The organism is Sinorhizobium sp. GQ132 (assembly GCF_059758575.1).
Map to the genome: position 1 here is coordinate 100,343 of NZ_JCAXDX010000004.1, position 24,447 is coordinate 124,789.

The 24,447-nt window shown below is 64.3% G+C and carries 21 protein-coding genes; 12 read left to right on the top strand and 9 right to left on the bottom strand.

Annotation, left to right across the window (positions count from 1 at the left end; genetic code table 11):
* The first annotated feature begins 275 nt into the window (after window positions 1-275).
* Window positions 276-1,976, top strand: coding sequence for a long-chain fatty acid--CoA ligase (locus AC6CIG_RS12185; RefSeq protein ID WP_437407903.1), 1,701 nt, complete (start codon window positions 276-278; stop codon window positions 1,974-1,976).
* Between the two features lie 316 nt (window positions 1,977-2,292).
* Window positions 2,293-3,918 carry a glucose-6-phosphate isomerase gene (gene pgi, locus AC6CIG_RS12190; protein WP_437407904.1) on the top strand — a complete coding sequence of 542 codons (1,626 nt, stop codon included), beginning with the start codon at window positions 2,293-2,295 and terminating at the stop codon, window positions 3,916-3,918.
* A gap of 138 nt (window positions 3,919-4,056) precedes the next feature.
* On the opposite strand, the gene AC6CIG_RS12195 is transcribed toward pgi, so the two are convergent.
* From AC6CIG_RS12195 to AC6CIG_RS12225, 7 genes are all read right to left on the bottom strand, one after another.
* On the bottom strand, window positions 4,057-4,983 hold the full coding sequence (locus AC6CIG_RS12195; protein ID WP_437407905.1) for a carbohydrate kinase family protein: 927 nt from the start codon (window positions 4,981-4,983) through the stop codon (window positions 4,057-4,059).
* A 54-nt stretch (window positions 4,984-5,037) separates the two neighbouring features.
* A complete protein-coding gene (locus AC6CIG_RS12200) occupies window positions 5,038-5,736 on the bottom strand; it encodes an orotate phosphoribosyltransferase (protein ID WP_324762831.1) in 699 nt (232 codons plus the stop codon).
* 17 nt (window positions 5,737-5,753) lie between these two features.
* Window positions 5,754-6,797: a dihydroorotase gene (gene pyrC / locus AC6CIG_RS12205; RefSeq protein ID WP_379941546.1), complete on the bottom strand. Its 1,044-nt coding sequence runs from the start codon at window positions 6,795-6,797 to the stop codon at window positions 5,754-5,756.
* 188 nt (window positions 6,798-6,985) lie between these two features.
* Window positions 6,986-7,606, bottom strand: a complete 621-nt coding sequence (locus AC6CIG_RS12210) for a nucleoside triphosphate hydrolase (protein ID WP_018094084.1) — start codon at window positions 7,604-7,606, stop codon at window positions 6,986-6,988.
* Window positions 7,603-8,385, bottom strand: coding sequence for an ATP-binding cassette domain-containing protein (locus tag AC6CIG_RS12215; RefSeq protein ID WP_018094083.1), 783 nt, complete (start codon window positions 8,383-8,385; stop codon window positions 7,603-7,605). The genes AC6CIG_RS12210 and AC6CIG_RS12215 overlap by 4 nt, the downstream gene beginning before the upstream one ends.
* On the bottom strand, window positions 8,385-9,467 hold the full coding sequence (locus AC6CIG_RS12220; protein WP_018094082.1) for an ABC transporter permease: 1,083 nt from the start codon (window positions 9,465-9,467) through the stop codon (window positions 8,385-8,387). The genes AC6CIG_RS12215 and AC6CIG_RS12220 overlap by 1 nt, the downstream gene beginning before the upstream one ends.
* Window positions 9,468-9,747: 280 nt before the next feature.
* Window positions 9,748-10,773, bottom strand: a complete 1,026-nt coding sequence (locus AC6CIG_RS12225; RefSeq protein WP_018094081.1) for a sugar ABC transporter substrate-binding protein — start codon at window positions 10,771-10,773, stop codon at window positions 9,748-9,750.
* Between the two features lie 356 nt (window positions 10,774-11,129).
* Between AC6CIG_RS12225 and AC6CIG_RS12230 the strand changes: the two genes are divergently transcribed.
* On the top strand, window positions 11,130-12,359 hold the full coding sequence (locus tag AC6CIG_RS12230) for an ROK family transcriptional regulator (protein ID WP_100669701.1): 1,230 nt from the start codon (window positions 11,130-11,132) through the stop codon (window positions 12,357-12,359).
* Between the two features lie 3 nt (window positions 12,360-12,362).
* Window positions 12,363-12,791 (top strand): RbsD/FucU family protein, encoded by a 429-nt coding sequence (locus tag AC6CIG_RS12235; RefSeq protein ID WP_437407906.1) that lies wholly within the window; start codon window positions 12,363-12,365, stop codon window positions 12,789-12,791.
* Window positions 12,792-12,859: 68 nt separating this feature from the next.
* On the opposite strand, the gene AC6CIG_RS12240 is transcribed toward AC6CIG_RS12235, so the two are convergent.
* Complete coding sequence (locus AC6CIG_RS12240; RefSeq protein WP_018094077.1) at window positions 12,860-13,297, bottom strand: DoxX family protein; 438 nt, start codon at window positions 13,295-13,297, stop codon at window positions 12,860-12,862.
* A gap of 235 nt (window positions 13,298-13,532) precedes the next feature.
* Here AC6CIG_RS12240 and AC6CIG_RS12245 point away from each other — a divergent pair, with 235 nt between their 5' ends.
* Window positions 13,533-14,237, top strand: a complete 705-nt coding sequence (locus tag AC6CIG_RS12245) for a Crp/Fnr family transcriptional regulator (RefSeq protein WP_018094076.1) — start codon at window positions 13,533-13,535, stop codon at window positions 14,235-14,237.
* 61 nt (window positions 14,238-14,298) lie between these two features.
* The gene (gene cyaD1, locus AC6CIG_RS12250) at window positions 14,299-16,170 is read left to right on the top strand and encodes an adenylate cyclase CyaD1 (RefSeq protein ID WP_498322757.1); all 1,872 of its coding nucleotides are present in this window, start codon (window positions 14,299-14,301) and stop codon (window positions 16,168-16,170) included.
* 37 nt (window positions 16,171-16,207) lie between these two features.
* Here the strand turns inward: cyaD1 and AC6CIG_RS12255 are convergent, their stop codons facing one another.
* A complete protein-coding gene (locus AC6CIG_RS12255) occupies window positions 16,208-16,822 on the bottom strand; it encodes a FecR domain-containing protein (RefSeq protein WP_018094074.1) in 615 nt (204 codons plus the stop codon).
* 197 nt (window positions 16,823-17,019) lie between these two features.
* Between AC6CIG_RS12255 and AC6CIG_RS12260 the strand changes: the two genes are divergently transcribed.
* The 6 genes from AC6CIG_RS12260 (at window position 17,020) to AC6CIG_RS12285 (ending at window position 24,446) form a co-directional block, all read left to right on the top strand.
* Complete coding sequence (locus AC6CIG_RS12260) at window positions 17,020-17,493, top strand: hypothetical protein (RefSeq protein WP_018094073.1); 474 nt, start codon at window positions 17,020-17,022, stop codon at window positions 17,491-17,493.
* Between the two features lie 111 nt (window positions 17,494-17,604).
* Entirely contained in the window at window positions 17,605-18,411 is an 807-nt protein-coding gene (spdA, locus tag AC6CIG_RS12265; protein WP_102761797.1) for a 2', 3'cyclic nucleotide phosphodiesterase SpdA, read from the top strand.
* Window positions 18,412-18,469: 58 nt separating this feature from the next.
* A complete protein-coding gene (locus AC6CIG_RS12270; RefSeq protein ID WP_018094071.1) occupies window positions 18,470-18,784 on the top strand; it encodes a YkgJ family cysteine cluster protein in 315 nt (104 codons plus the stop codon).
* 182 nt (window positions 18,785-18,966) lie between these two features.
* Window positions 18,967-22,668: a trifunctional transcriptional regulator/proline dehydrogenase/L-glutamate gamma-semialdehyde dehydrogenase gene (gene putA, locus AC6CIG_RS12275; protein ID WP_437411818.1), complete on the top strand. Its 3,702-nt coding sequence runs from the start codon at window positions 18,967-18,969 to the stop codon at window positions 22,666-22,668.
* A 122-nt stretch (window positions 22,669-22,790) separates the two neighbouring features.
* Entirely contained in the window at window positions 22,791-23,375 is a 585-nt protein-coding gene (locus tag AC6CIG_RS12280) for an IMPACT family protein (protein WP_437407909.1), read from the top strand.
* Between the two features lie 84 nt (window positions 23,376-23,459).
* Window positions 23,460-24,446, top strand: coding sequence for an aldo/keto reductase (locus tag AC6CIG_RS12285; RefSeq protein ID WP_437407910.1), 987 nt, complete (start codon window positions 23,460-23,462; stop codon window positions 24,444-24,446).
* Window position 24,447 lies beyond the last annotated feature (1 nt).

Below are 24,447 nucleotides of genomic sequence, written 5' to 3' on the forward strand. Positions count from 1 at the left end.
GGGGACGTCGGCGCAGCCGATGTCGTGGCAGGTTATACTGCAGTGCAGTATAGGCGGGCCCGCTGCACCTGCAAGAACTGTGCTGCAGGGCACATGAATATTTCACAACCGGTGCATGTCTGCCGATTGTTGACGTTTACGTCAAAGTTATATAATCCGGATTACGGCTTGAAGAGGCGAGCTAAAAGCAGCATCTTCGACGGAGAGGAAGATCGGGAGGGATTTTTCTTTGCCGCGATGACGGCCGTTCATTGGCGACCAGAGGGAGGAAGGTCATGGCGGAAGCAAGCACCCAGCAGTCGGGTTCCGGTACGGCGAAGATCTGGCTCGGATCCTACCCGCCGGGCGTGCCCGCCGACATCGGCCCGCTCACCTATCGCTCCATCGGCGAATTCTTCGATCACGCGGTTGCGCAATATTCCTGGCGGCCCGCATTCACCTGCATGGGCAAGGCGCTGACCTTCTCCGATCTCAATGCGCATTCGGCGAAAATCGCCGCCTGGCTCCAGTCGCTGGGGCTCGCGAACGGCGATCGGGTTGCGGTGATGATGCCCAACATCCTTCAAAATCCCGTCATCGTCTACGGAATCCTGCGAGCCGGCTTCACCGTCGTCAACGTCAATCCGCTCTATACGCCGCGCGAACTGGAGCACCAGTTGGTGGATGCCGGCGCCAAGGCGATCTTCGTGCTCGAGAACTTCGCCCATACGGTCGAGCAGGTGCTGCCCCGCACGAAGGTCAAGCATGTCGTGGTCGCCAGCATGGGCGACATGCTTGGTCCGAAGGGAACAATCGTCAATCTGGTGGTGCGCCGCGTCAAGAAGCTGGTCCCCGCCTGGTCGATTCCAGGTCACCTTTCTTTCAAGTCGGTTCTTGCCAAGGGCGCGACGCTCGGCTTCAAGCGGCCGAACGTGGCGCCGGGAGATGTCGCCTTCCTGCAATATACCGGCGGCACCACCGGTGTTTCCAAGGGCGCAACGCTGACGCACGCCAATCTCCTGTCCAACATGGCCCAGATGGAACTGTGGCTGAACACGGCCTTCCTGCGCAAACCGCGCCCGGAGAGGCTCACCTTCATGTGCGCGTTGCCGCTCTATCATATCTTCGCGCTCACGGTGAATTCGCTGATGGGGCTGGCAACCGGCGGCAACAACATCCTGATACCGAACCCGCGCGACATCCCCGCCTTCGTCAAGGAGCTCGGCAGGCACAGGACGAACATCTTTCCGGGGCTGAACACGCTCTTCAACGCGTTGATGAACAATCCCGAATTCCGCAAACTCGACTTCTCGTCCCTGATCCTGACCTTCGGCGGCGGCATGGCGGTGCAGCGGCCCGTCGCCGAGCGCTGGCTGGAGCTGACCGGCTGCCCGATCCATGAAGGCTACGGCCTTTCCGAGACCTCGCCGGTCGCGACCGCCAACCGCCTCGACACCGACGATTTCACCGGCACGATCGGCATGCCGCTGCCCTCGACGGAGATCGAGATCCGCGACGAGGACGGGCGCACGCTTCCCGCGGGCGAAATCGGAGAGATCTGCATTCGCGGCCCGCAGGTCATGGCGGGCTACTGGCAGCGCCCAGAGGAAACGGCCAAGGCCATTTCGCCGGACGGCTTCTTCCGCACCGGGGATGTCGGCTTCATGAACGCCGAGGGGTTGACGAAGATCGTCGACCGGAAGAAGGACATGATCCTCGTCTCGGGGTTCAACGTCTTCCCCAACGAGATCGAGGAGGTGGCGGCGACCCATCCCGGCATCCTCGAATGCGCCGCAATCGGTATTGCCGACCCTCATTCCGGCGAAGCGGTCAAGCTCTTCGTCGTGCGCAAGGACCCGAACCTCACCGAAGAAGAGGTCAAGCGCCACTGCGCCGCCAACCTCACCAACTACAAGCGGCCGCGACACGTGGAGTTCCGCACGGAACTGCCCAAGTCCAACGTCGGCAAGATCCTGCGCAAGGATCTTCGCGGGTAACGGCTTGGGCGCGAAAACGCCCCTCACCCGGCCTGTCGGCCCCCTTCTCCCCGCTGGACGGGGAGAAGGGACTCGTGGCACCGCCTCGTTCCATTTTGCCGCCGCGTGTGCGTCCGAGTCCCCTCTGCCCGCCTGCCTGGAGAGGGTTAGGGTGAGGGGATGTTTTCGCCGCCCTTCCGATGGAGCGATGCGGCCACCTTTTTTCGCTGCAGCGCACACCTGCCCTTGATTTGCCGCGGTTAAACCGACTAGCTATCGCAGCCAAATTCCAATGCCCTCATTCCCATGCCCCAGTTGCGATGCAAGGAGCCCTGCGATGAAAGCGCTTGTCGAAAACCTGAAAGCCACTGCACGCGAAACCGATGCGACCGATATCCGTGCCGCCTTCGCGGCCGATCCGAACCGCTTCTCGCGCTTCAGCACGGCGTTCGACGACCTCCTCTTCGACTACTCCAAATGCGCCGTGAACGACCGGGTGATCGACGGCCTCGAAGCGCTCGCCAAGGCGGCGAAGGTCGAGGAAAAGCGCGATGCGATGTTCCGCGGCGATATCATCAACATTACCGAGGAGCGCGCGGTTCTGCACACGGCGCTCAGGAACAGGTCGAACCGGCCGGTTCTCGTGGGTGGCAAGGACGTCATGCCGGACGTCAATGCCGTGCTGGAGGCCATGGGCAAGTTCGCTGACGACGTCCGCTCCGGTGCCCTGAAAGGAGCCACAGGCAAGAAAATCACCGACGTCGTCAATATAGGCATCGGGGGCTCCGACCTCGGCCCTGTCATGGCGACGCTGGCGCTTGCCCCCTTCCATGACGGTCCGCGGCTGCACTTCGTTTCCAATGTCGACGGCGCCCACATCGCAGACACGCTGAAGCTCCTCGATCCCGAGACTTCTCTCTTCATCGTCGCCTCCAAGACTTTCACCACGATCGAGACGATGACCAATGCGGCGACTGCCCGCGCCTTCATCGCCGGCAAGCTCGGCGAGGCGGCGGTGGGTCATCACTTCGCGGCCGTCTCCACCGCCCTGGATAAGGTCGGCGCCTTCGGCATCGATGCCGCCCGCGTCTTCGGCTTCTGGGACTGGGTCGGGGGACGCTATTCCATCTGGTCGGCGATCGGACTGCCGTTGATGATCGCGATCGGCAAGGAGAATTTCGGCCGCTTCCTCGATGGCGGCCACGCCATGGACGAGCATTTCCGCAGCGCGCCGCTTAGCCGGAACATCCCCATGCTCCTCGGGCTCATCGGCTTCTATCACCGCAACGTTCTCGGCTATCCGTCGCGGGCGATCCTGCCCTACGATCAGCGGCTGACGCGCTTCCCGGCCTATCTGCAGCAGCTCGACATGGAATCGAACGGCAAGGGCGTGACGCTCGACAACCAGCCGGTCGAATTCGCGACCGGTCCCGTGGTCTGGGGCGAGCCCGGCACCAATGGGCAGCATGCCTTCTATCAGCTCATCCACCAGGGAACCGATATCTTTCCCGCCGAGTTCATGATCGCGGCGAACGGCCACGAAAAGGACCTGCGTCACCAGCACCAGCTCCTGATGGCGAACTGCCTGGCGCAGTCGGAAGCCCTCATGAAAGGGCGTACGCTGGCGGAAGCCAAGGCGCAGCTGACCTCCAAGGGAATGAACGAGGCAAAGGCCGACAAAATCGCACCCCACCGCGTCTTCACCGGAAACCGGCCGTCGCTGACCATCGTCTACGATCAGCTCGACCCCTTCGCGCTCGGCCGTCTGATCGCGCTTTACGAACATCGCGTCTTTGTGGAAGGCGCGCTCTTCAACATCAATTCCTTCGACCAGTGGGGCGTCGAGCTCGGCAAGGAACTGGCGACCGGCCTGCTGCCCGTCATCGAAGGCAAGGAAAGCACCGAGGGACACGATTCCTCAACCGCCGGACTGGTTGCTGCACTGTTGAAGGCGGCACGCTGATCGACGACCGATCGGAGTGATCGGTCAGCCGCGCAGATTCTCCCCCCCTTGCGGGGGAGATGGAGGAAGCCAGAGCGGGCATAGACGGCCGCGCGTGCTGCTTGGACCCGCCGAGACCCGGCGTCGCCGGCACCGACCTCACAGCCCGAGTTCGTGCCGCCAGGGCGGGTTGGCGCCTGCGCGCGAAACAGTGACGGCCGCCGCCTTCGCTCCGAGCGTCAGGGCCTGACGGATGGCCTCGTCGGTCAGGCTTGCCACCTTCTCCTTGGTCAGGAGGCCGTTGAACTTCAACGACGCCAGTATACCGGCGTCGAAAGTGTCGCCCGCGCCGACAGTATCGACGACCTCGACCCGTTCGCTCGCGACCTCGACCTTGTGGCCGTCCGTATAACCGACCGCGCCGTCCGCGCCGCGGGTGATCAGCACCAGCTTCGGGCCGCGTTTCAGCCATTCGGCCGCGAGCGCGTCGTGGCTGCCCTCCATGCCGAACCAGGCGAGGTCCTCGTCGGAGAACTTGATGATATCGCACATGGCAGCCATTCGCTTCATGCGTCCGAGATGCGCCCCCCGGTCTTTGATGAAGCCGGGGCGGATATTCGGATCGAAGGAGATCACCCGTTTTTCGTGCTCCCGCGCCATCAGCGCCTCGTAAGTGGAGCCGCAGGGCTCGGGAATGAGGCTGATCGCGCCGAAATGCAGCGCCTCGCAGAAATCTCCGAGCGCCGGAAGGTGCTCCGTGGTGATCATCCTGCCGGCCGTGTTCTCGTCGAAGAAGGCGTAGCTCGCATGCCCGTCGACGAGCTTCACGAAGGCGAGCGTCGTGTGCAGCGGCAGCGTGGCGCAGGGAGCGAAATCGACATTCGCGGCCTCGAGCGTCGAGCGAAGGATGTCGCCGAACATATCGTCCGAGAGGCCGGTGAAGAAGCCTGTGGGGACGCCGAGCCGGCCGAGCGCGACGGCCGTGTTGAAGATCGCGCCGCCCGCATAGGGCGCAAAGGCGCTCTCGCCCGCCGCCGTCTCCCGCGGCAGCATGTCGATCAGGGCCTCTCCGCAGCAAACGATCATATCCATTCCTCCCCACACATATTCATCGATCCGGCAATCGCGCCAAGCCCTTCGCTACTGGACCGCGAGCGCGCTGACGCCCCCGTTACGGCCCGACCAGCCGAGCGGAGCGTTGAGGAAGGCTTCGACCTCGTTGAGCGTCTTATCGTCGAACAGCGCCAGTTCGCGCGCGACGGCAAGCACGTTGCGCCAGGTGGCGATGTAGTGCAGGTCGACGCCCTTCGACTTCATGTCGCCGCGGGCTTCCGGAAAGATGTCGTAGTAGAAAAGCGCGATGCCGTGCTCGACGACGCCGCCGGCCGCGCGGATAGCGTCGATGAACTTGAACATCGAGCCGCCGGCGGTCGTCAGATCCTCGATGACCAGGACGCGCGCGCCCTCCGGCATATGGCCTTCGATCTGGGCGTTGCGGCCATGTCCCTTCGGCGCCTTGCGCACGTAGATCATCGGCAGGCCGAGACGCTCGGCAAGCATTGCTGCGAAGGGAATGCCGGCAGTCTCGCCGCCGGCCACCACGTCGAACCGCTCGAATCCGGCTTCGCGCAGGATCGTCGCAGCGGCGAAATCCATCACTGCGGAACGGATTCGCGGATAGGAGATCAGCTTGCGGCAGTCGATATAGACCGGGCTCGCCATGCCGGAAGAGAGCTTGTAGGGCTCGTCGGCGCGAAAATGCACCGCCTTGATTTCCCAGAGCATCTTCGCGACCAGCTCGGCCATCACCGCCTTATCGGTGAACGCGTTCGAAAACATGGATTCTCCTTCTGCAATCAGGGCTGGACGACGGCCCAATGAAGCGGAAACATCGGGTCGAAGACAGTGACCGGGCCGGCCTCGGTTTCGATCTTGGCGGGATAGCGGACGGGCTCCTCCTGCTTGTGCAGCGTGATCGTTTCCTCATTTGCCGGCAGGCCGTACCAGGCTGGCCCGTTCAGCGAGGTGAAGGCTTCCAGCCGGTCGAGCGCGCCCTCTTCCTCGAAGACGTGAGCGAGGCAGCTCAAGGTGTTGATCGATGTGTAGATGCCGGCACAGCCGCAGGCGCATTCCTTGAGCGGGTCGACATGCGGGGCGGAGTCCGTTCCGAGGAAGAAGCGGACGTCGCCCGAGATCGCCGCCTGGCGAAGCGCCAGCCGATGCGTCTCGCGCTTCGCTACCGGCAGACAGTAGTAATGCGGCTTGATGCCGCCGACGAGGATGGCGTTGCGGTTGATGATCAGGTGATGGGTGGTGATGGAGCCGGCAAGATTGGCCGCGTGCTCCCGGATATAATCGACCCCGTCCTTCGTCGTCACATGCTCCATGGTGATCCGGAGATCGGGCAGTCGCCGGCGGAGCGGGTCGAGAACGGTTTCGATGAAGACTGCCTCACGGTCGAAAATATCGACCTCGGCCGTCGTCACCTCGCCATGGACGCAGAGCGGCAGGCCGATCTCGGCCATGCGCTCGAGCACCGGCATGGCCTTGTCGATATCGCGGACCCCGCTCGACGAATTGGTGGTGGCGCCAGCCGGATAGAGCTTGACCGCCTTGACGAGGCCGCTCCTGAACCCGGCTTCCACATCGCCCGGATCGGTGCCCTCGGTAAGATAAAGCGTCATCAGCGGCTCGAACCGGTCCCCTGCGGGAATGGCGGCGAGGATGCGCTCGCGATAGGCGGCCGCATCGGCCGAGGTCACCACCGGCGGCACCAGATTGGGCATGATGATGGCACGCGCGAAATGGCGGCTCGTATCGGCGATCACGCCGCGCAGCATGCCGCCGTCGCGCAGGTGAAGATGCCAATCGTCAGGGCGGCGTATAACGAGGTCTTGCATATCAGCGTTCTCCCGATGCTCGCGCCCGATCCGCGCGGCCGGCATCAGGCGTACCGGTGCGCTCGAAGGGCGGCAACTCATGTGGTGAAACCGCGCCTCGATAACACCATTGCGCCGCCGAAGACAATGGCGATTCGAAAGGTCACCGCAGTCCGCGGCCGGAAACTGCGGGACGAATGCCGAGCACTCTAAAAGTCCCTGATCACGACATCCGCCGGCCTGCGGCTGTCGAGGACCCGGCGGGCATTGGGCAGGTCGTTGCCATAGGCCTTGCTGCGCGCCGCGTCTTCGTCATAGCCGTGATCGTACCAGCGCTGCAGGAGCCGCCGCTCGAGCACCTCCAGACCCGGATCTATGAAGATCGAATAGTCGAAGGCGCCGTCGAGGCCGTTCCAGGGCGCTTCCTCCAGCAGCAGGTAGTTGCCCTCGGCAAGCACGATACGCGTCTCGGGCGCGATGATCCTCGCCGAGGCGATCGCCAGTTCCCGGGAGCGGTCGAAGACCGGAACGAGAACCTCGCCGTCATCGGCGCGCACGGCAGCAAGCGTTGCGAGAAAGGATCGGACGTCGAAGGTCTCGGGTGCCCCCTTGCGGGCAAGCAGCCCTTTTTCTTCGAGAACGGCATTGTCCATGTGAAACCCGTCCATGGGCAACACCGCCGCCTTTTCGCCCGCCTGCGTGATCGCCTCCGCAAGCGTTTCGGAAAGCGTAGACTTGCCGGCGCCGGGCGGACCGGCGATGGCGACGATGAAGCGGCCGGAAACGACCGCCCGCTTCAGGATTTCATCCGCAAGGGATTTGACGCTCATGCCGCAATCGCCTCGCGCGGCGGCTCCTTCGCGCCGGTCATGAAGGCCACCGCATCGGACATGGTGTAATCCTTGGGATTGATGACGCAGAGGCGGCGGCCGAGACGATGGATGTGGATCCGGTCCGCGACTTCGAAGACATGCGGCATGTTGTGCGAGATCAGCACGATCGGCAGACCGCGGCGACGCACGTCGAGGATCAGCTCCAGCACGCGCCGGCTTTCCTTCACCCCGAGCGCCGCAGTCGGCTCGTCCATGATGACGACCTTGGAACCGAAAGCGGCGGCGCGTGCCACCGCGACGCCCTGGCGTTGTCCGCCCGAGAGCGTCTCGACCGCCTGGTTGATGTTCTGGATGGTCATCAGACCGAGCTCGGAGAGCTTCGCCCGCGCCTGCTTTTCCATGGCGGCCCGGTCGAGCGAGCGGAACCACTTGCCCATGATTCCCGGCTTGCGGATTTCCCGGCCGAGGAACATGTTGTCGGCGATCGACAATGCCGGCGACAGGGCGAGGTTCTGATAGACCGTTTCGATGCCGGCTTGCCTCGCCTCCATCGGCGAGCGGAACTGGATGGGCCTGCCCTCCAGCCGGATCTCGCCCTCGTCCGGCGTGACGGCGCCCGATATCGCCTTGATCATCGAGGACTTGCCGGCGCCGTTGTCGCCGATAACGGCCAGGATTTCACCGGGATAGAGGTCGAAGTCGGCGCGATCGAGGGCAGTCACGCGGCCATAGCGCTTGACGAGGCCGCGGGCGGTGAGAATGGGTTCCTGTGCCATCAGGCTGCTACCTTTCTGATCCACTGGTCGATTGCAACGGCGATGATGATCAGCAAGCCGATCAGGAGATAGGTCCATTGCGGGTCGGTGCCCATGAGGCGCAGGCCGAGTGAGAAGACGCCGACGATCAGCGCGCCGAAGAGCATGCCCATGATGGATCCGCGGCCGCCGAAGAGCGAGATGCCGCCGATCACCACGGCGGTGATCGATTCGATATTCGCGAACTGCCCCGCTGTCGGGGAGACGGAGCCGATGCGGCCGATGAGGGTCCAGCCGGCAAGGGCGCAGATGAGACCGGAGAGCGTATAGATGGAGATGAGCATGCGCGTGACGTTGACGCCGGCGAGCTTGGCAGCCTCGGGGTCGTCGCCCACGGCATAGACATAGCGCCCCCAGGCCGTGCGGTTCAGGACATACCAAAGAAGGCAGACGAGGAGCACCATCACCACGACGCCGTAGGTGAAGACGGCATTGCCGATGCGGAAGTTCTGGCCGAAGAACTGCAGGATCGGGGCATTCGCGGAAATATCCTGAGCCCGGATCGTCTCATTGGCGGAATAGAGGAAGTTGGAGGCGAGCACGATCTGCCACATGCCGAGCGTGACGATAAAGGGAGGCAGCTTCATCCGCGCGACGAGCGTTCCGTTGATGTAGCCGCAGAGCGCCCCCACCCCAAGACCGCAGATGACGGAGAGCACCGGCGGGAAGCCGTAGCGGAAGGTGAACTGCCCCATGATGACGGATGAGAGCACCATGATGGCGCCGACCGAAAGATCGATACCGGCGGTCAGGATCACGAGCGTCTGAGCGGCACCGACGATACCGACGATTGCCACCTGCTGCAGGATCAGCGTCATGGTGAAGGCGGAAAAGAACTTGCCGCCGAGAATGACCCCGAAGGCGATCAGCGACAGAACCAGCACGATCAGCGGCACCGCGGCCGGGCTCGAATGCAGGAAGTGCTGCAGCTTCTGAAGCAGCGTCTTATCATGCGCGTCGAAAGACGCTACGTCCGTCGAACTGTCGGCCAGGACCTTTTCGAATTCCTGGGATGGCTGTGCGGCCGTGTTTGTTTCGCCCATGGGGACTCCTCCCGTGAACCCCGCTCAAGAGGGGGTGCATTGCTGCAGGATGCGCGGCCCACCGGTCGAAGCGGCGAGCCTCAGAACGCTCGACGACAATCCCGCTTGCGCCGCGATCGGTTCTGAGAAGCCAGAGCGGAACGCGGGCAAGAAGCATCTCGTGCTTTCCTCGCCCCGCCCTGAAAATTGCGCAGGTTTTCTATGCCTTGTCAAAGACCTCGGCACTTGCGGAAAGGGCGGCCGGGGCCGCCCTTCCCCTCACGCCTGTGCGCGTGGCCGATCAGCCCCAGCACTTCTCCATGCCGGTCTTGGTATCGATCGACTCGACGCCGGATACCGGCTTGTCGGTGACAAGCGCGACGCCGGTGTCGACGAAGTCCTTGCCTTCGGTCGGCGTAGGCTTCTCGCCCGTATCGGCGAACTTCTTGATCGCCTCGATGCCGAGCGCCGCCATCATCAGCGGATACTGCTGCGACGTCGCGCCGATCACGCCCTCGGCGACATTCTTGACGCCCGGGCAGCCGCCGTCGACGGAAACGATCAGCACGTCCTTCTCGCGGCCGACGGACTTCAGCGCCTCATAGGCGCCGGCGGCGGCCGGCTCGTTGATCGTGTGGACGACGTTGATGGTCGGATCCTTCTGGAGGAGGTTCTCCATCGCGGTCCGGCCGCCCTCTTCGTTGCCGTTGGTGATGTCGTGGCCGACGATGCGCGGGTCATCCTCGTCGCCGATCTTGTTCGGGTCCTTGGGGTCGATGCCGAAACCGATCATGAAGCCCTGGTCGCGCAACACGTCGACGGAGGGCTGCGACGGCGTCAGGTCGAGGAAGGCCACCTTGGCTTCCTTGGCGGCATCGCCGAGCGTTGCGGCCGCCCACTGGCCGATGAGTTTGCCGGCGAGCAGGTTGTCCGTCGCAAAAGTGGCGTCGGCGGCATTGAGGGGTTCGAGCGGCGTGTCGAGCGCGATGACCAGAAGGCCCGCATCCCGTGCCTTCTGGACCTGGGGCACGATACCCTGGGTATCGGAGGCGGCAATCAGGATACCCTTGGCGCCATCGGCAATGCAGGTCTCGATCGCAGCGACCTGGCTTTCGGAATCACCGTCGATCTTGCCGGCATAGGACTTCAGGGTGACGCCCAGTTCCTTGGCCTTGGCGGCCGCGCCCTCCTTCATCTTCACGAAGAAAGGATTGGTGTCGGTTTTGGTGATGAGGCATGCCGACACGTCGGCTGCCTGCGAGGGCGATGCGAAAGCAACGCCCATGGCGAGCGCGCCGAATGCGGCAGAAAGAACTGTCTTCTTCATTAAATCCTCCCAAGGATAAAAAATGCCGGCGCGCCGGCTTTCAGGACCCGCTGCAGCATTCTCCTCGGCTGCAGACGGCGCTTCCGACGGTCAATCAAGCATCAAAAATCCAGCCTGTCAATAAATAAATCAAATTGAATTATTATCTCGTTGTGTCATTCTGCGCGTAATGTCGCTTCCGTCCAATCGAGCGGATCGGGCATTGACAATCGCGGGCCGAATGCGGAGAGGCCCACGCGAACCGAGCGGCGCCAGGGTGCCGCGATCGGGTGCGGTCGCGGTACAGCTTTAGGTACTGCATGGCCGTACCCGGATCGGGGAGGAACCGTACGGTACCAATGGGAGGAAACGGTGGCATGTCACTGACAGATGGCCCCTATACGGGGCCGCCGCAGCCGGATGTGGTCGACCCGAGCGGCGGGGCCAATCAAACGCGCGTGCGCGCCTATAACGAACGGCTGGTCATGTCGCTGGTGCGCCGTCACGGCAGCTTGTCCAAGGCCGAGATCGCGCGCCGCTCCGGTCTTTCGGCACAGACCGCCTCCGTCATCATGCGGTCGCTCGAAGCCGACGGGCTGCTCGTCCGCGGCGCGCCGGTGCGCGGCCGCGTCGGACAGCCCTCAATCCCCATGCGGCTCAATCCCGATGCGGTCTATTCCTTCGGCGTGAAGATCGGCCGGCGCAGCGCCGATCTGGTGCTGATGGACTTCCTCGGCACCATTCGGCTGCACCTGCATCAGATCCACACCTATCCGCTCCCAGAGGAGATCGTCAGCTTCATCGTCGGGGGCATCGGCAAGCTCGAGGGACAGCTTGACACCGGTGAGCGCGGCCGCATCGCCGGCGTCGGCATCGCTACGCCGTTCGAGTTGTGGAACTGGTCGGAGGAGGTCGGCGCCCCGCGCGAAGAGATGGACAGGTGGCGTGATTTCGACCTGCAGGCGGCGGTCGCCTCGCGCATCCGGCATCCGGTGTTCCTTCAGAACGACGGAACCAGCGCCTGCGGCGCCGAACTCGCCTTCGGTGTCGGCGCCAGTTACCCCGATTTCGTCTATTTCTATATCGGCTCCTTTATCGGCGGCGGCGTCGTGATCAACTCCGCCCTCTTTTCCGGCCGAACCGGCACCGCCGGCGCCGTCGGCCCGCTGCCTGTCGCCGGCAAGGACGGCAAGTCGACGCAGTTGCTGAAAATCGCCTCGGTCTTCGTCCTGGAAAAGCTGCTCCGCGAACGCGGCATCGACCCGGAGCCGCTCTGGTATTCGGCCGACGACTGGATCGATTTCGGCGAGCCGCTCGAAATATGGATCCAGGATGCGGCGGCGGCGCTTGCACAAGCCGTCGTCTCCGCGGTTTCCGTCGTCGATTTTTCGGCGGCCGTGATCGACGGCGGCTTTCCGCCCTGGGTGCGGGCGCGCCTTCTTGCCGCGACGCGCAAGGCCCTCCAGACGCTCGACCTGCAGGGCGTCACGGTTCCGGACCTGGTCGAAGGCACCGTCGGCAGTCACGCCCGCGCGATCGGCGGCGCAAGCCTGCCGCTCTTCTCCCGCTATCTTCTGGACACCAATGTCCTCTTCAAGGAGCTTTGACCGTTGCTGAAAGGAATAAGCCCCATTCTGAGCCCGGAGCTTCTCTCCACCTTGAGAGCGATGGGGCACGGCGACGAGATTGCACTCGTCGACGGAAACTATCCCGGGCTGGAGCACGCGCGCCGGCTCATCCGGCTGGACGGGCACCCGCTTGTCCCCGTGCTCGACGCCGTCTTGAGCATCCTGCCGATCGACGATTTCGTGCCGGAGGCGATCTTTCGGGCAACGGTCAAACAGGACCGCGATGCGCTCGACCCGGTGCATCGGGACATCATCTCCTGCTGTCGGAAACATGAGCCGACACAGCCGGTCGTTCCTTTGCTCGGAGCGGATTTTTATCAGCGGGTGAAGGCTGCTCATGCGGTGGTGCAGACCAGCGAACCGCGGCTCTACGGCAACGTCATCCTGCGCAAGGGCGTCATCTATCCTTGAGAACGTGACGCCTAAACAAAGAACCCGCCGGCGAGCCGGCGGGTTCTTCTCGATCAGGGGTGCCTGCGTTAAGCGGCGACCGTGTTTCCGGTGCGGGCATCGAGCGAGAGCGCGCCCGGGCCGAAGCCTGCCAGCACCAGGAAGGCGCCGGCGATCGTGATGTTCTTCATCATCATGATCTGGTTGAAGACCGTCAGCAGCCCGTTTGCAGCCGGCGGGAAGTCCGGGACGTTGATTGCGCCGCTATGGAAGACGAAGGCGGTGACCACGCAGAAGGCGGCGAGCAGATAGGATGCGATGCGGGTCTGAAAGCCGACGAGGATCGCAAGACCGGCAACGAGTTCGAAGAGACCGGCGAGATAGGCGAGCGCCGTTGCGGCAGGCCAACCGGCACCGGTGATCATGCCGGCCGTCGCCGACGGGTCGGTGAGCTTGCCGAAGCCGGAGGTGATGAAGATGATCGAGAGAAGAATGCGCCCGATGAGCACGATGACATTCTGGGACATGCGCAAGGCTCCTGTTGGAAAACGTGTTGGCAGCAGAGATAACAAGATTTTCGAAATCCTCTAGCCGCCCACCCGGCGACAGATCGTTCACAATCTAGAGACGGAATCGATTCGTCGTCAACTGATGCCTTACCGCTTTGGCTTCGGTCGGCCGATCGAGCGCTTTTCTGTTGCAAGATGAGGCAACAGAGTCAAAACTCCCCGACGCGTAAAGGGGAACGCAGGGGTAATCGCAATGGCTGAAGTCATCCGGAGTTCCGCCTTCTGGCGGTCCTTCCCTATATTCGAAGAGTTCGACAGCGAAACCCTGTGCGAGCTCTCGGGCATCGCCAGCTATCGCAAATGGTCCGCGGGCACGGTCATTTTCCAACGCGGCGACCAAGGCGACTACATGATCGTGGTGGTTTCCGGGCGCATCAAGCTTTCGCTGTTCACGCCGCAAGGCCGCGAACTCATGTTGCGGCAGCACGAGGCAGGGGCGCTGTTCGGCGAAATGGCGCTGCTCGACGGACAGCCGCGATCGGCGGATGCGACGGCCGTCACCAACGCCGAAGGCTATGTGATCGGCAAGAAGGATTTCCTCGCCCTCATCACGCAAAGGCCGAGGACCGCCGAAGCGGTGATCCGCTTTCTCTGCGCGCAATTGCGCGACACGACGGACCGGCTGGAAACCATCGCGCTCTACGATCTCAACGCCCGCGTCGCCCGCTTCTTCCTGGCGACGCTTCGCCAGATCCACGGCAGCGAGATGCCGCAAAGCGCCAATCTCCGGCTGACGCTCAGCCAGACGGACATCGCCTCGATTCTCGGAGCGAGCCGGCCGAAGGTGAACCGCGCGATCCTGTCGTTGGAGGAGAGCGGCGCGATCAAGCGAGCGGACGGCATCATCTGCTGCAATGTCGGCCGCCTGCTGAGCATCGCCGATCCTGAGGAGGATTGATGCCGCTCGCCTGAAAGCGGGCGGTTTAAAAAACTTGGAGCGGTTGAGCGTAAGGCCGAGGATGCATCACCGCATAACCCCGCTTTCCGGAGGAATCATCGCCAGCCTTGCCGCGGCGCTGCTGCTCTATCTCTCTGCCGGAACCATCCTCGACACCCAGCGTGAGCTCTTTTTCGATAATCTCACCCAATGGGTCCCCTCGCCGAGGTCGCCCGACATCATCGTCGTCGACGTCGATCGCAAGGCCTATGAAGCGCGTGGCGGCAGCTGGGACAGGGCCGCAACCGCCGATCTGATTACACGCCTGGCCGCGGCCGGGCCGAAGACGATCGCCGTCGATTTCGTTTTCAGTTCCGCCTGCGACCCGGCTTCGCCCGCAAACGCCGCGCTCGCCGCGGCGATCGGCAGGGCACCCGCGGCCCTCGGCTTCCTGGCGGCCGACCGCGTTCTCGAACGACCGCGCCCCGTGCCGCCTCTGGCCCTCCGGCGCCAGCTGGCCGTCCCCGCGCAGTGGTTTATCGAAGGGGCAGAGACCTCTTGCCCGGCCTTCATGGACCGGGCGAAGGCTGCGACGGCGGCTTTTCTCGTCGGCGACGAAGACGCGCGGGTCCGGCGCGTTCAGGCTTTCGCCATACTTGGCAACGATGCCTACCCGGCACTCGGCATCGAAGCGGGGCGGCTTGCCGCCGACAGCAGCACGCCCGTTCTCGGCGGAGAACCCGCCTGGCTGAGGCTTGATCACGCGATCATCCCCCTCGACGAGAACGGCAACCTGCGCTTCCCCGCAAGTTCCGAGGAGGCGATCGCCGCCCGCACGATCTCTGCGGCCGAAGTCCTCGCCGGTCGCTGGGAGAAAAGTCGTTTGGCGGGAAGGCTCGTCTTGATCGGCAGCAGCATGCCGAGCCTTGGCGGCCTTCGGCCCACCGCCTCCATGCCGCTCCAGCCGTCGGTTCAGATCCACGCCGATATCGCCAATGCGATCATGACGGGGTTCGTGCCCTACCGCGGCAGCAATCTGCCATTGATCGAGGCGGTCTTCGCCTTCGCAGCGGGAGTCGCCGCAGCATATGCAGCAACCAGGCTTCGCCCAATGGCATCCCTTATGCTGGGCGCTGCGACGGTGCTCGCCATCATCGCCTTTGCCGGTGCGATCTATGCCTCCACCGGTTGGCTCTTCGACGCAGTCGGCACATCATTGGCACTGGTTGCGGTGCTCGTCGTCACCAGCGCATTGCAGTTCGCGCGCACGCGGCGCGCAGAGGCGATCGCCCGGCGGAAATTCTCGCAATATCTGCCGCAGTCCGTGGTGGCGCGTTACATAGACGAGCCCGATCGCGGGCGCATGGCCGGTGAGGAACGCCCGGTGACGGCGCTCTTCACCGATATCGAGAGTTTCTCGACACTTTCGCAAAAGCTTGGTCCCCGCGAACTCGTGGCCCTGCTCGACGTCTATTTCGCCGAGGTGAACGCGCTCGTCGCCGGGCATGGCGGCATGGTCGACAAGGTCGTCGGGGATGCCGTCCATGCTCTCTTCAATGCGCCTGAGGACCTGCCCGACCATGTAGACAAGGCGATCGGCTGCGCCGCGGCCATCCATGTCCTGACCGAGGAGATGCGCAGACGCCCGCAATTTGCCGAACACGGCTTCGGCAGGACGCGGATCGGCATCGAAACCGGGCCGGCGGTACTGGGAGAGGTGGGCGCCGGAGGGAAGCTCGACTACACCGCCCATGGCGATGCGGTGAACCTCGCCGCTCGCCTTCAGGAGGCAAACAAGTTTCTCGGCACCGCCATCTGCATCGGCCCGGCGGCGGCTGCGCAGTCGAATGCGGCGCTCAGATCCCTTGGACGCCACGATATCAGAGGCTTCGGATCGATGGAGCTATTTACGGTAGCGAGCGATGGGCTGAACAAGCACCTTCGAGCGGAATGAGGACCGCCACCGCAGCGCGGGATGCCGGCCATCGCCGCTACCTCAACCCGACGCTCGCATAGGCCTGACGAATCCGCACTTCTCCCCAGCGCGTCGGTTCGCTGGGAGCGGCGCCCGGGCGGCTGATATCGACGCCCTGGCCGGCCGCAACTGTCCGTGTAACGCCGCCGCCCCGAACGGACACCACGCCATGTTCAACGAAGACCGCGAACGCCGCTCGGCTCGGGCCGCAGAAGAATTTCGTTCCGCGAACGCCGATCATGCCGAATGCGGTGCGCACCGCGACGTCCGTCTTGGGCAAGCCTTCGGGCCGGTCGAAGACCATCCGGCCCAGTCCCAGCTCCAGGGTTCCGCCCTGGCCGGCGATGTAGCTGTCGATCAGCAGTTCCGTTTGCGGACCGAGCAGGATACGCGTTTCGCTGAGGGCGAGATCGGCGAAGCTGTTGCTGCTCGTCAGGACATAATCCTTGTCGAGAACCGCGCCGCCGATCGCCAGCCGCTCCTCGTCCCCGCCCTGCCGACGGCGGACGTTGCCGCGGATTTTTGCGGCCTTGCCCACGACCGGAGCTGCTGCCGTCGAACGGCCGCCCGATACGGCGGCAAGCAACAGCCCGCCAAGAAAGATCCGTCTCCTCACCTCGAACTGCCGCATCGGCTTCTCCGCTGGGTTTCGCAGCGCTCCCTGTTCGGCCTCCGGCTCCTCACGAGGATAGACCGAGGCGTCCCCGATGCAAGGCGCATCTTGGGGTCTGCCTGAACTCACCGTTTCATCGCCTTCGCCGCTGTTTCCCGCGGAACAGATACCGGGCCGGAGCGACCCTAGAATGTGCGGGCAAGAGGGAGCGCACCATGACGAAATACGTTGAATCGAGCCTTCGCACCGGCCTGCATCATCTGCTTGCGGCGGCCGTGCTCCTGCCCCTCTTCGCGATCATGCCTTCCGCGGCGCGTGCAAGCGATCTCACAGCCGCCGAGCAATGCGACCGCGAGGCCGGCAGCGAATTCGATCTCGAACGCAACAGGGCTTTCCCGGCCGTTGCGACGCAGGACATCCGCATCGGAGTGGCGCTTTCCGCCTGCCGCGAGGCCTATAATCAGAACGGCGGCGCCCGGACGCAGTTCCAGCTCGCACGCGTTCTCGACAAGGCTGGACAGAAGCTGCAGTCGGCACGAATTCTCGCCGAAGCCGCCGCGAACGGCCACGTTCTGGCAATGGCAAGCTATGCCCATCTCCTCGCCGAGCGCGGCATGACCGGTAAGTCCTCCGGCGATTTGCTGACCGCCCGGCGCTTCGCGCAGGCAACCGTGGACCGGTTGCAGTGATGAGGGCGGCGGTCCGGTCTCCCGCATAGGTCCGACCCGCCCGAAAATACCGCTTGACGCCTGCGAGCAGGCGCAGGAGCGTGACCCGTGAGACATCAACGCGGGACGCACATGACGAAGCTCATCATTTTCTCCGACCTCCACATGGTGCCCGAAGGCGAGACGATCATCGGACTGGACCCGTACCGGCGGCTCGCAAACGGCATCGCCCACGTCAACCGCTATCATGCGGATGCCGACCGGGTGATCTTCGCCGGCGATCTGACGCATCGGGCGGACCGCGCTTCCTACGAGCGGCTGAAGACTCTTATAGCCGAACTCACCCCACCGGCGGCGCTCATGATCGGCAATCACGACCGGCGCGAGGTGTTTCTCGACGTCTTCACCGAGACGGCGACAGACGTGAACGGCTTCGTCCAGCAGGTGCTCGATTTCCCCGATTGCCGCGCGATCCTGCTCGATACGCTGTTTGCACCGCCCTACGACTATCCGGTGAGTCACGCCGGTCACCTATGCGACAGGCGGCTTGCGTGGCTCGGCCGGCAACTCGAAGAGGCCGGCGGCCGGCCGACGCTCATCTTCATGCACCACCCGCCGCATGTCAGCGGCTTTGCCGGTATGGACATGATCCGCCTCATCAACGAAGACGATTTCTACGCCCTGGTGAAGCGGCACGGCAATGTTCGTCATATCTTCGCCGGTCATGTTCACCGCACCATCAGCGGCTCCAGTCGCGGCATTCCCTTCTCGATCTTCAAAAGCCCCGTGCACCAGCAGCCGATGCCCTTCGACACGGCGGACGCATCTCTTTCGGTGGACGAGCCGGCGGCCTACGGCATAGCGCTGGTGACCGGCGACGGCGTGCTCGTGCATACGGAAGACTACGAGATAGCAAGGCGCGACGCGGTGGGGGCGTGACCTTCCGGCGCGAGCGGCAGGCATTCCGGCGCCACCCGCTTCGTGATAGGCTGATGCCATGAGCCAGTCCGTTCCCGCCAATCAGAATTTCGACTGCCAGAGCTGCGGCGCCTGCTGCGCCTATTCGGCCGACTGGCCGCGTTTTTCGCTCGAGACGGAGGAAGAGCTCGAGCGCATACCGGCAGACTATGTGGCTGCGGATCTCGGCGGCATGCGTTGCGAGAGCGGCCGCTGCACGGCGCTCGAGGGCAAGCTCGGCCGTTCCGTCGCGTGCAAGGTCTACGATATACGCCCCATCGTCTGCCGCACCTGCATGCCGGGGGACGACGAGTGCCTGATGGCGCGGGAGCAACTTTTCGGGACTGCATGCTGATTTTCGTCCGGAACATTCGCCTGCGCTCCGTATAGTTCTCCTTTTGTCTGGCCTGCCGTGGAGAAACATTCGGTCATAGTGCTAATTTGCCGGATGGATGTTCGGCGATGTCACGCGTATTTTCTGCCACGACATCAGGGCGTCGATAGCGCCCGCTACCGTTCCGTGGAGGACAGCGTTCAATGAGCCCGAGCCCGCTTCAAAAAACCCCGGCCGAGGTCGCCCCGGCGCCGTTCGCCGACTTCGCACCGCCGGTCCGGCCGCAAAGCACACTGCGTCAGGCGATCACGGCCGCGTACCGCCGCCCGGAAACGGAATGCCTGCCGCCGCTCGTCGAGGCGGCCACGCAATCGAAGGAAACACGGGACGCGGCCGCACGAACGGCCCGCAAGCTGATCGAGGCGCTGCGCGGCAAGCACAGCGGCTCCGGCGTCGAAGGCCTGGTGCAGGAATATTCGCTTTCCAGCCAGGAAGGCGTGGCACTCATGTGCCTTGCGGAAGCGCTGCTGCGCATTCCCGATACGGCGACGCGTGACGCGCTGATCCGCGACAAGATCGCCGACGGCAACTGGAAATCGCATCTCGGCGGCAGCCGTTCGCTCTTCGTCAATGCCGCGACCTGGGGTCTCGTCGTCACCGGCAAGCTGACCTCGACGGTCAACGACCGCAGCTTGTCGGCGGCGCTGACGCGTCTCATTTCGCGTTGCGGCGAGCCGGTGATCCGGCGCGGCGTCGACATGGCCATGCGGATGATGGGCGAACAGTTCGTTACCGGCGAGACGATCCAGGAAGCGCTGAAGCGTTCGAAGGAACTCGAGGAAAAGGGCTTCCGCTACTCCTACGACATGCTCGGCGAGGCCGCGACCACGGCCGCCGACGCGGAACGGTATTACAGGGATTACGAGAGCGCCATTCACGCGATCGGCAAAGCCTCCGCCGGCCGCGGCATCTATGAAGGCCCCGGCATCTCGATCAAGCTCTCGGCGCTGCATCCCCGTTATAGCCGCGCGCAGGCCGCGCGCGTAATGGGCGAACTGCTGCCGAAGGTCAAGGCGCTCGCTCTCCTCGCCAAGAATTACGATATCGGCCTCAATATCGACGCCGAGGAAGCCGACCGGCTGGAACTGTCGCTCGACCTCCTCGAGGAGCTCTGCCTCGACGGCGAGCTCTCCGGCTGGAACGGCATGGGCTTCGTCGTGCAGGCCTACGGCAAGCGCTGCCCCTTCGTTCTGGACTTCATCATCGATCTCGCCCGGCGCTCCGGGCGGCGCATCATGGTGCGGCTCGTGAAGGGCGCCTATTGGGATGCCGAGATCAAGCGGGCGCAGCTCGACGGGCTCGCGGATTTCCCGGTCTTCACGCGCAAGATCCACACCGACGTCTCCTATATCGCCTGCGCAGCCAAGCTGCTTGCCGCGACCGATGTGGTCTTCCCGCAATTCGCGACACACAATGCCCAGACGCTCGCCGCCATCTATCACATGGCAGGCAGGGACTTTCAGGTGGGCAAATACGAATTCCAGTGCCTGCACGGCATGGGCGAGCCCCTTTACGAAGAGGTCGTCGGCCGCGGCAAGCTCGATCGTCCCTGCCGAATCTATGCGCCTGTCGGCACCCATGAGACGCTGCTTGCCTATCTGGTCCGGCGCCTGCTCGAAAACGGCGCCAATTCCTCCTTCGTGCATCGCATCAACGACCCGAAGGTTTCGATCGACGAACTGATCGCCGATCCCGTCGAAGTCGTCCGCGCCATGCCGGTCGTCGGCGCCAAGCACGACAGGATCGCCTTGCCGGCCGAGCTCTTCGGCGATGCGCGGACCAATTCCGCAGGCCTCGACCTTTCCAACGAGGAAACGCTTGCGTCGCTTACGGAAGCGCTGAAGGAAAGCGCGGCCATGAAGTGGAGCGCCGTGCCGCGGCTCGCAACCGGTCCCGCTGCCGGCGAGACGCGCGCGGTTCTGAATCCCGGAGATCATCGCGACGTCGTAGGCTCGGTGACCGAGACCTCGGAAGAGGACGCACGGCGCGCCGTGCGCCTTGCCGCCGAAGCGGCGCCGGATTGGGCGGCCGTGCCGCCGTCCGAACGGGCCGCCTGCCTCGACCGCGCCGCCGAGCTGATGCAGGCCCGCATGCCAACGCTTCTCGGACTGATCATCCGCGAGGCGGGCAAATCGGCACTGAACGCCATTGCCGAGGTGCGCGAGGCGATCGATTTCCTGCGCTACTATGCCGAACAGACGCGCCGCACGCTCGGCCCCGGTCACGGGCCGCTCGGGCCGATTGTCTGCATCAGCCCGTGGAACTTCCCGCTGGCGATCTTCACCGGGCAGATCGCCGCCGCACTCGTGGCCGGCAATCCGGTGCTCGCCAAACCCGCGGAAGAGACGCCGCTGATCGCCGCCGAGGGTGTGCGCATCCTGCATGAGGCCGGCATCCCGGCAAGCGCGCTGCAGCTTCTTCCGGGCGACGGACGCGTGGGTGCGGCGCTGGTCGCCGCAGCCGAGACCGCGGGTGTGATGTTCACCGGGTCGACGGAAGTCGCGCGGCTGATCCAGGCACAGCTTGCCGACCGCCTTTCGCCTGCCGGCCGGCCGATCCCGCTGATCGCCGAAACCGGAGGCCAGAATGCGATGATCGTCGACTCCTCGGCGCTTGCCGAGCAGGTGGTCGGCGACGTGATCACATCCGCCTTCGACAGTGCCGGCCAGCGCTGCTCGGCCCTGCGTGTGCTGTGCCTGCAGGAGGATGTGGCCGACCGCATCCTGACGATGCTGAAGGGCGCGTTGCACGAATTGGATATCGGCCGCACCGATCGGCTATCCGTGGATGTCGGGCCGGTCATCACGTCAGAGGCGAAGGACAACATCGAGAAGCACATAGAGCGGATGCGCGGGCTCGGCCGCAAGGTCGAGCAGATCGGGCTTGCCTCGGAGACCGGAGTGGGCACCTTCGTGCCGCCGACGATCATCGAACTCGAGAAGCTTTCCGATCTTCAACGCGAGGTTTTCGGGCCGGTGTTGCACGTCATCCGCTACCGGCGCGACGATCTCGACCGGCTGGTGGACGACATCAACGCCACCGGCTATGGCCTCACCTTCGGGCTCCACACGCGCCTCGACGAGACGATCGCGCATGTGACGAGCCGCATCAAGGCCGGCAACCTCTACATCAACCGCAACATCATCGGCGCGGTGGTGGGCGTTCAGCCCTTCGGCGGGCGCGGTCTTTCCGGTACCGGTCCCAAGGCCGGCGGTCCGCTTTATCTCGGCCGCCTGGTTACGACCGCACCGGTTCCGCCGCAGCACAGCTCGGTGCACACGGATCCGGTCCTTCTCGACTTCGCCAAGTGGCTCGACGGCAAAGGTGCGCGCGCGGAGGCCGAAGCGGCCCGCAACGCCGGCAGCAGCTCGGCCCTTGGCCTGGATCTGGAACTGCCCGGCCCGGTCGGCGAACGCAATCTCTATACCCTCCATGCGCGCGGCCGCATCCTCCTCGTCCCGGCGACGGAGAGCGGGCTATACCACCAGCTCGCCGCAGCGCTCGCGACCGGCAACAGCGTCGCGATCGATGCCGCCTCCGGTCTGCAGGCTTCGCTGAAGAACGTGCCGCAAACGGTTGGCCTGCGCGTCTCCTGGTCAAAGGACTGGGCCGCCGACGGGCCCTTCGCCGGCGCGCTGGTCGAAGGTGACGCCGAGCGCGTCCGCGCCGTCAACAAGGCCATCGCCGCCCTGCCCGGCCCGCTCCTGCTCGTCCAGGCCGCATCGAGCGAGGAGATCGCCCGCAACCCGGACGCCTATTGCCTGAACTGGCTCGTGGAAGAGGTTTCCGCCTCGATCAACACAGCGGCAGCCGGCGGCAATGCCAGCCTGATGGCGATCGGCTGAGCGCTCCGATTTGCCCCTCCCCATCCCTCCCCCTTGTGGAGAGGGGTTGGGGAGGGGTGACCTTGACGATGACGGTGCGCCATCCGTCCGCTATGACCGCTGGAAGAATCGGGACAAAGCGGATGTTCACGCTCCAGCGCATCGAGACCTCGACACAGGAAATCAAGAAGAGCCGCTTTCTCGCGATTGCCGGGCCGATCGTGGACGAACCATCGGCCAAGACCTTCATTGCCGCCCACTCGGACACTGCGGCCAATCACAATTGCTGGGCCTGGCGGGTCGGCCAGAGCTATCGCTTCAGCGACGACGGCGAGCCGAGCGGGACGGCGGGCAAGCCGATCCTTGCGGCGATCGACGGTCAGTCGCTGGATCGCGTCGCCGTCGTCGTGACGCGCTGGTTCGGCGGCATTCTGCTCGGCAGCGGTGGACTGGTCCGTGCCTATGGCGGTACGGCGGCGCTCTGCCTGCGGGCGGCGGGGAAGATGGAGCTCATCGAGCGCCAGCGCGCCGAGATCGCCTGCGACTTCGCCGATCTCGCGCTCATCAAGGCGCGGCTGGCAGCGCGCGGCGTGTCGATCGCCTCCGAGAGTTTTACCGGCACCGGTGCGGTGCTGTCGGTCGGGATACGGCAAGACTCATTAGACGACGTGCTCGCCCTGGTGAGCGATCTCAGTCGCGGCAAGGCGCTCGTGACACTCTGCGACTGAGCTTTCATCTGCGCCACTCTCGTCATAGTTATGCCAACCACCCGGAGCTGAAGTTCCGGCAGCAAGATGGAGAGGATACATTCGATGAAAACAAGGATCTTGGGACGAACGGGCGCCACGATTTCGGAGATCGGTTTCGGCGCCTGGCAAATCGGCGGCTCCTGGGGCGACGTCAGCGAGGAGGATGGCAAGCGCGCGCTCAATGCCGCCCTCGACAGCGGCGTCACCTTCATCGACACGGCGGACGTCTATGGCGACGGGCGTTCCGAAAAAATCATCGCCGCGGTGCTGCGGGAACGGGGCGGGGAGAAACCATTCGTCGCCACGAAGGCGGGACGCCGGCTCAATCCGCACGTGGTGGAGGGCTATACGGGCGGCAATATCGAGGCCTTCATCGACCGCAGCCTCGCAAATCTCGGCGTCGAAACGCTTGATCTCGTCCAGCTCCACTGCCCACCGCCGGAGGTCTACTACCGGCCCGAGGTCTTCGGCGCGCTCGATGGGCTGGTGACCAAGGGCAAGATCCGCCATTACGGAGTCTCGGTCGAGAAGGTCGAAGAGGCCCTGAAGGCTATCGAATATCCGGGAATCGCCACGGTCCAGATCATCTACAACATCTTTCGCCAGCGGCCGCAGGACCTATTCTTCGCCGAGGCGAAAAAAAGGAATGTCGGCGTGATCGTGCGTGTGCCGCTGGCGTCCGGCTTGCTTTCGGGCAAGATCGGCAAAGATACGGTCTTTGCTCCAGACGACCACCGCAACTTCAATCGTGACGGCGAAGCCTTCGACGTCGGGGAGACCTTTGCCGGCGTGCCCTTCGACGTGGCGCTGCAGGCGGTCGACGAGCTTCGTACGCTGGTGCCCGCCAACGTGCCGATGGCGCAATTCGCCTTGCGCTGGATCCTCGCGCAGGACGCCGTTTCCGTCGTTATCCCCGGAGCCCGCAATGCCGCGCAGGCGCAGTCGAACGCCGCCGCCAGCGCCCTTGCGCCGATCGAGGGCGCGACGCTCGCGGCAATCGAGGCGCTTTACGAGCGGCTCGTCAAGGTTCATGTTCATCAGCGCTGGTGAT

Coding starts and splice junctions, on each gene's coding strand:
- AC6CIG_RS12195 (WP_437407905.1), bottom strand. CDS start 4,983: ATGATCGTTTGCTGCGGAGAGGCCCTGATCGACATGCTGCCGCGGGAG.
- pyrC (WP_379941546.1), bottom strand. CDS start 6,797: ATGCAAGACCTCGTTATACGCCGCCCTGACGATTGGCATCTTCACCTG.
- AC6CIG_RS12270 (WP_018094071.1), top strand. CDS start 18,470: ATGAGCCAGTCCGTTCCCGCCAATCAGAATTTCGACTGCCAGAGCTGC.
- AC6CIG_RS12210 (WP_018094084.1), bottom strand. CDS start 7,606: ATGAGCGTCAAATCCCTTGCGGATGAAATCCTGAAGCGGGCGGTCGTT.
- putA (WP_437411818.1), top strand. CDS start 18,967: ATGAGCCCGAGCCCGCTTCAAAAAACCCCGGCCGAGGTCGCCCCGGCG.
- AC6CIG_RS12185 (WP_437407903.1), top strand. CDS start 276: ATGGCGGAAGCAAGCACCCAGCAGTCGGGTTCCGGTACGGCGAAGATC.
- AC6CIG_RS12200 (WP_324762831.1), bottom strand. CDS start 5,736: ATGTTTTCGAACGCGTTCACCGATAAGGCGGTGATGGCCGAGCTGGTC.
- AC6CIG_RS12230 (WP_100669701.1), top strand. CDS start 11,130: ATGTCACTGACAGATGGCCCCTATACGGGGCCGCCGCAGCCGGATGTG.
- AC6CIG_RS12280 (WP_437407909.1), top strand. CDS start 22,791: ATGTTCACGCTCCAGCGCATCGAGACCTCGACACAGGAAATCAAGAAG.
- AC6CIG_RS12240 (WP_018094077.1), bottom strand. CDS start 13,297: ATGTCCCAGAATGTCATCGTGCTCATCGGGCGCATTCTTCTCTCGATC.
- AC6CIG_RS12220 (WP_018094082.1), bottom strand. CDS start 9,467: ATGGGCGAAACAAACACGGCCGCACAGCCATCCCAGGAATTCGAAAAG.
- AC6CIG_RS12285 (WP_437407910.1), top strand. CDS start 23,460: ATGAAAACAAGGATCTTGGGACGAACGGGCGCCACGATTTCGGAGATC.
- AC6CIG_RS12245 (WP_018094076.1), top strand. CDS start 13,533: ATGGCTGAAGTCATCCGGAGTTCCGCCTTCTGGCGGTCCTTCCCTATA.
- AC6CIG_RS12215 (WP_018094083.1), bottom strand. CDS start 8,385: ATGGCACAGGAACCCATTCTCACCGCCCGCGGCCTCGTCAAGCGCTAT.
- cyaD1 (WP_498322757.1), top strand. CDS start 14,299: ATGCATCACCGCATAACCCCGCTTTCCGGAGGAATCATCGCCAGCCTT.
- AC6CIG_RS12225 (WP_018094081.1), bottom strand. CDS start 10,773: ATGAAGAAGACAGTTCTTTCTGCCGCATTCGGCGCGCTCGCCATGGGC.
- spdA (WP_102761797.1), top strand. CDS start 17,605: ATGACGAAGCTCATCATTTTCTCCGACCTCCACATGGTGCCCGAAGGC.
- AC6CIG_RS12255 (WP_018094074.1), bottom strand. CDS start 16,822: ATGCGGCAGTTCGAGGTGAGGAGACGGATCTTTCTTGGCGGGCTGTTG.
- AC6CIG_RS12260 (WP_018094073.1), top strand. CDS start 17,020: ATGACGAAATACGTTGAATCGAGCCTTCGCACCGGCCTGCATCATCTG.
- pgi (WP_437407904.1), top strand. CDS start 2,293: ATGAAAGCGCTTGTCGAAAACCTGAAAGCCACTGCACGCGAAACCGAT.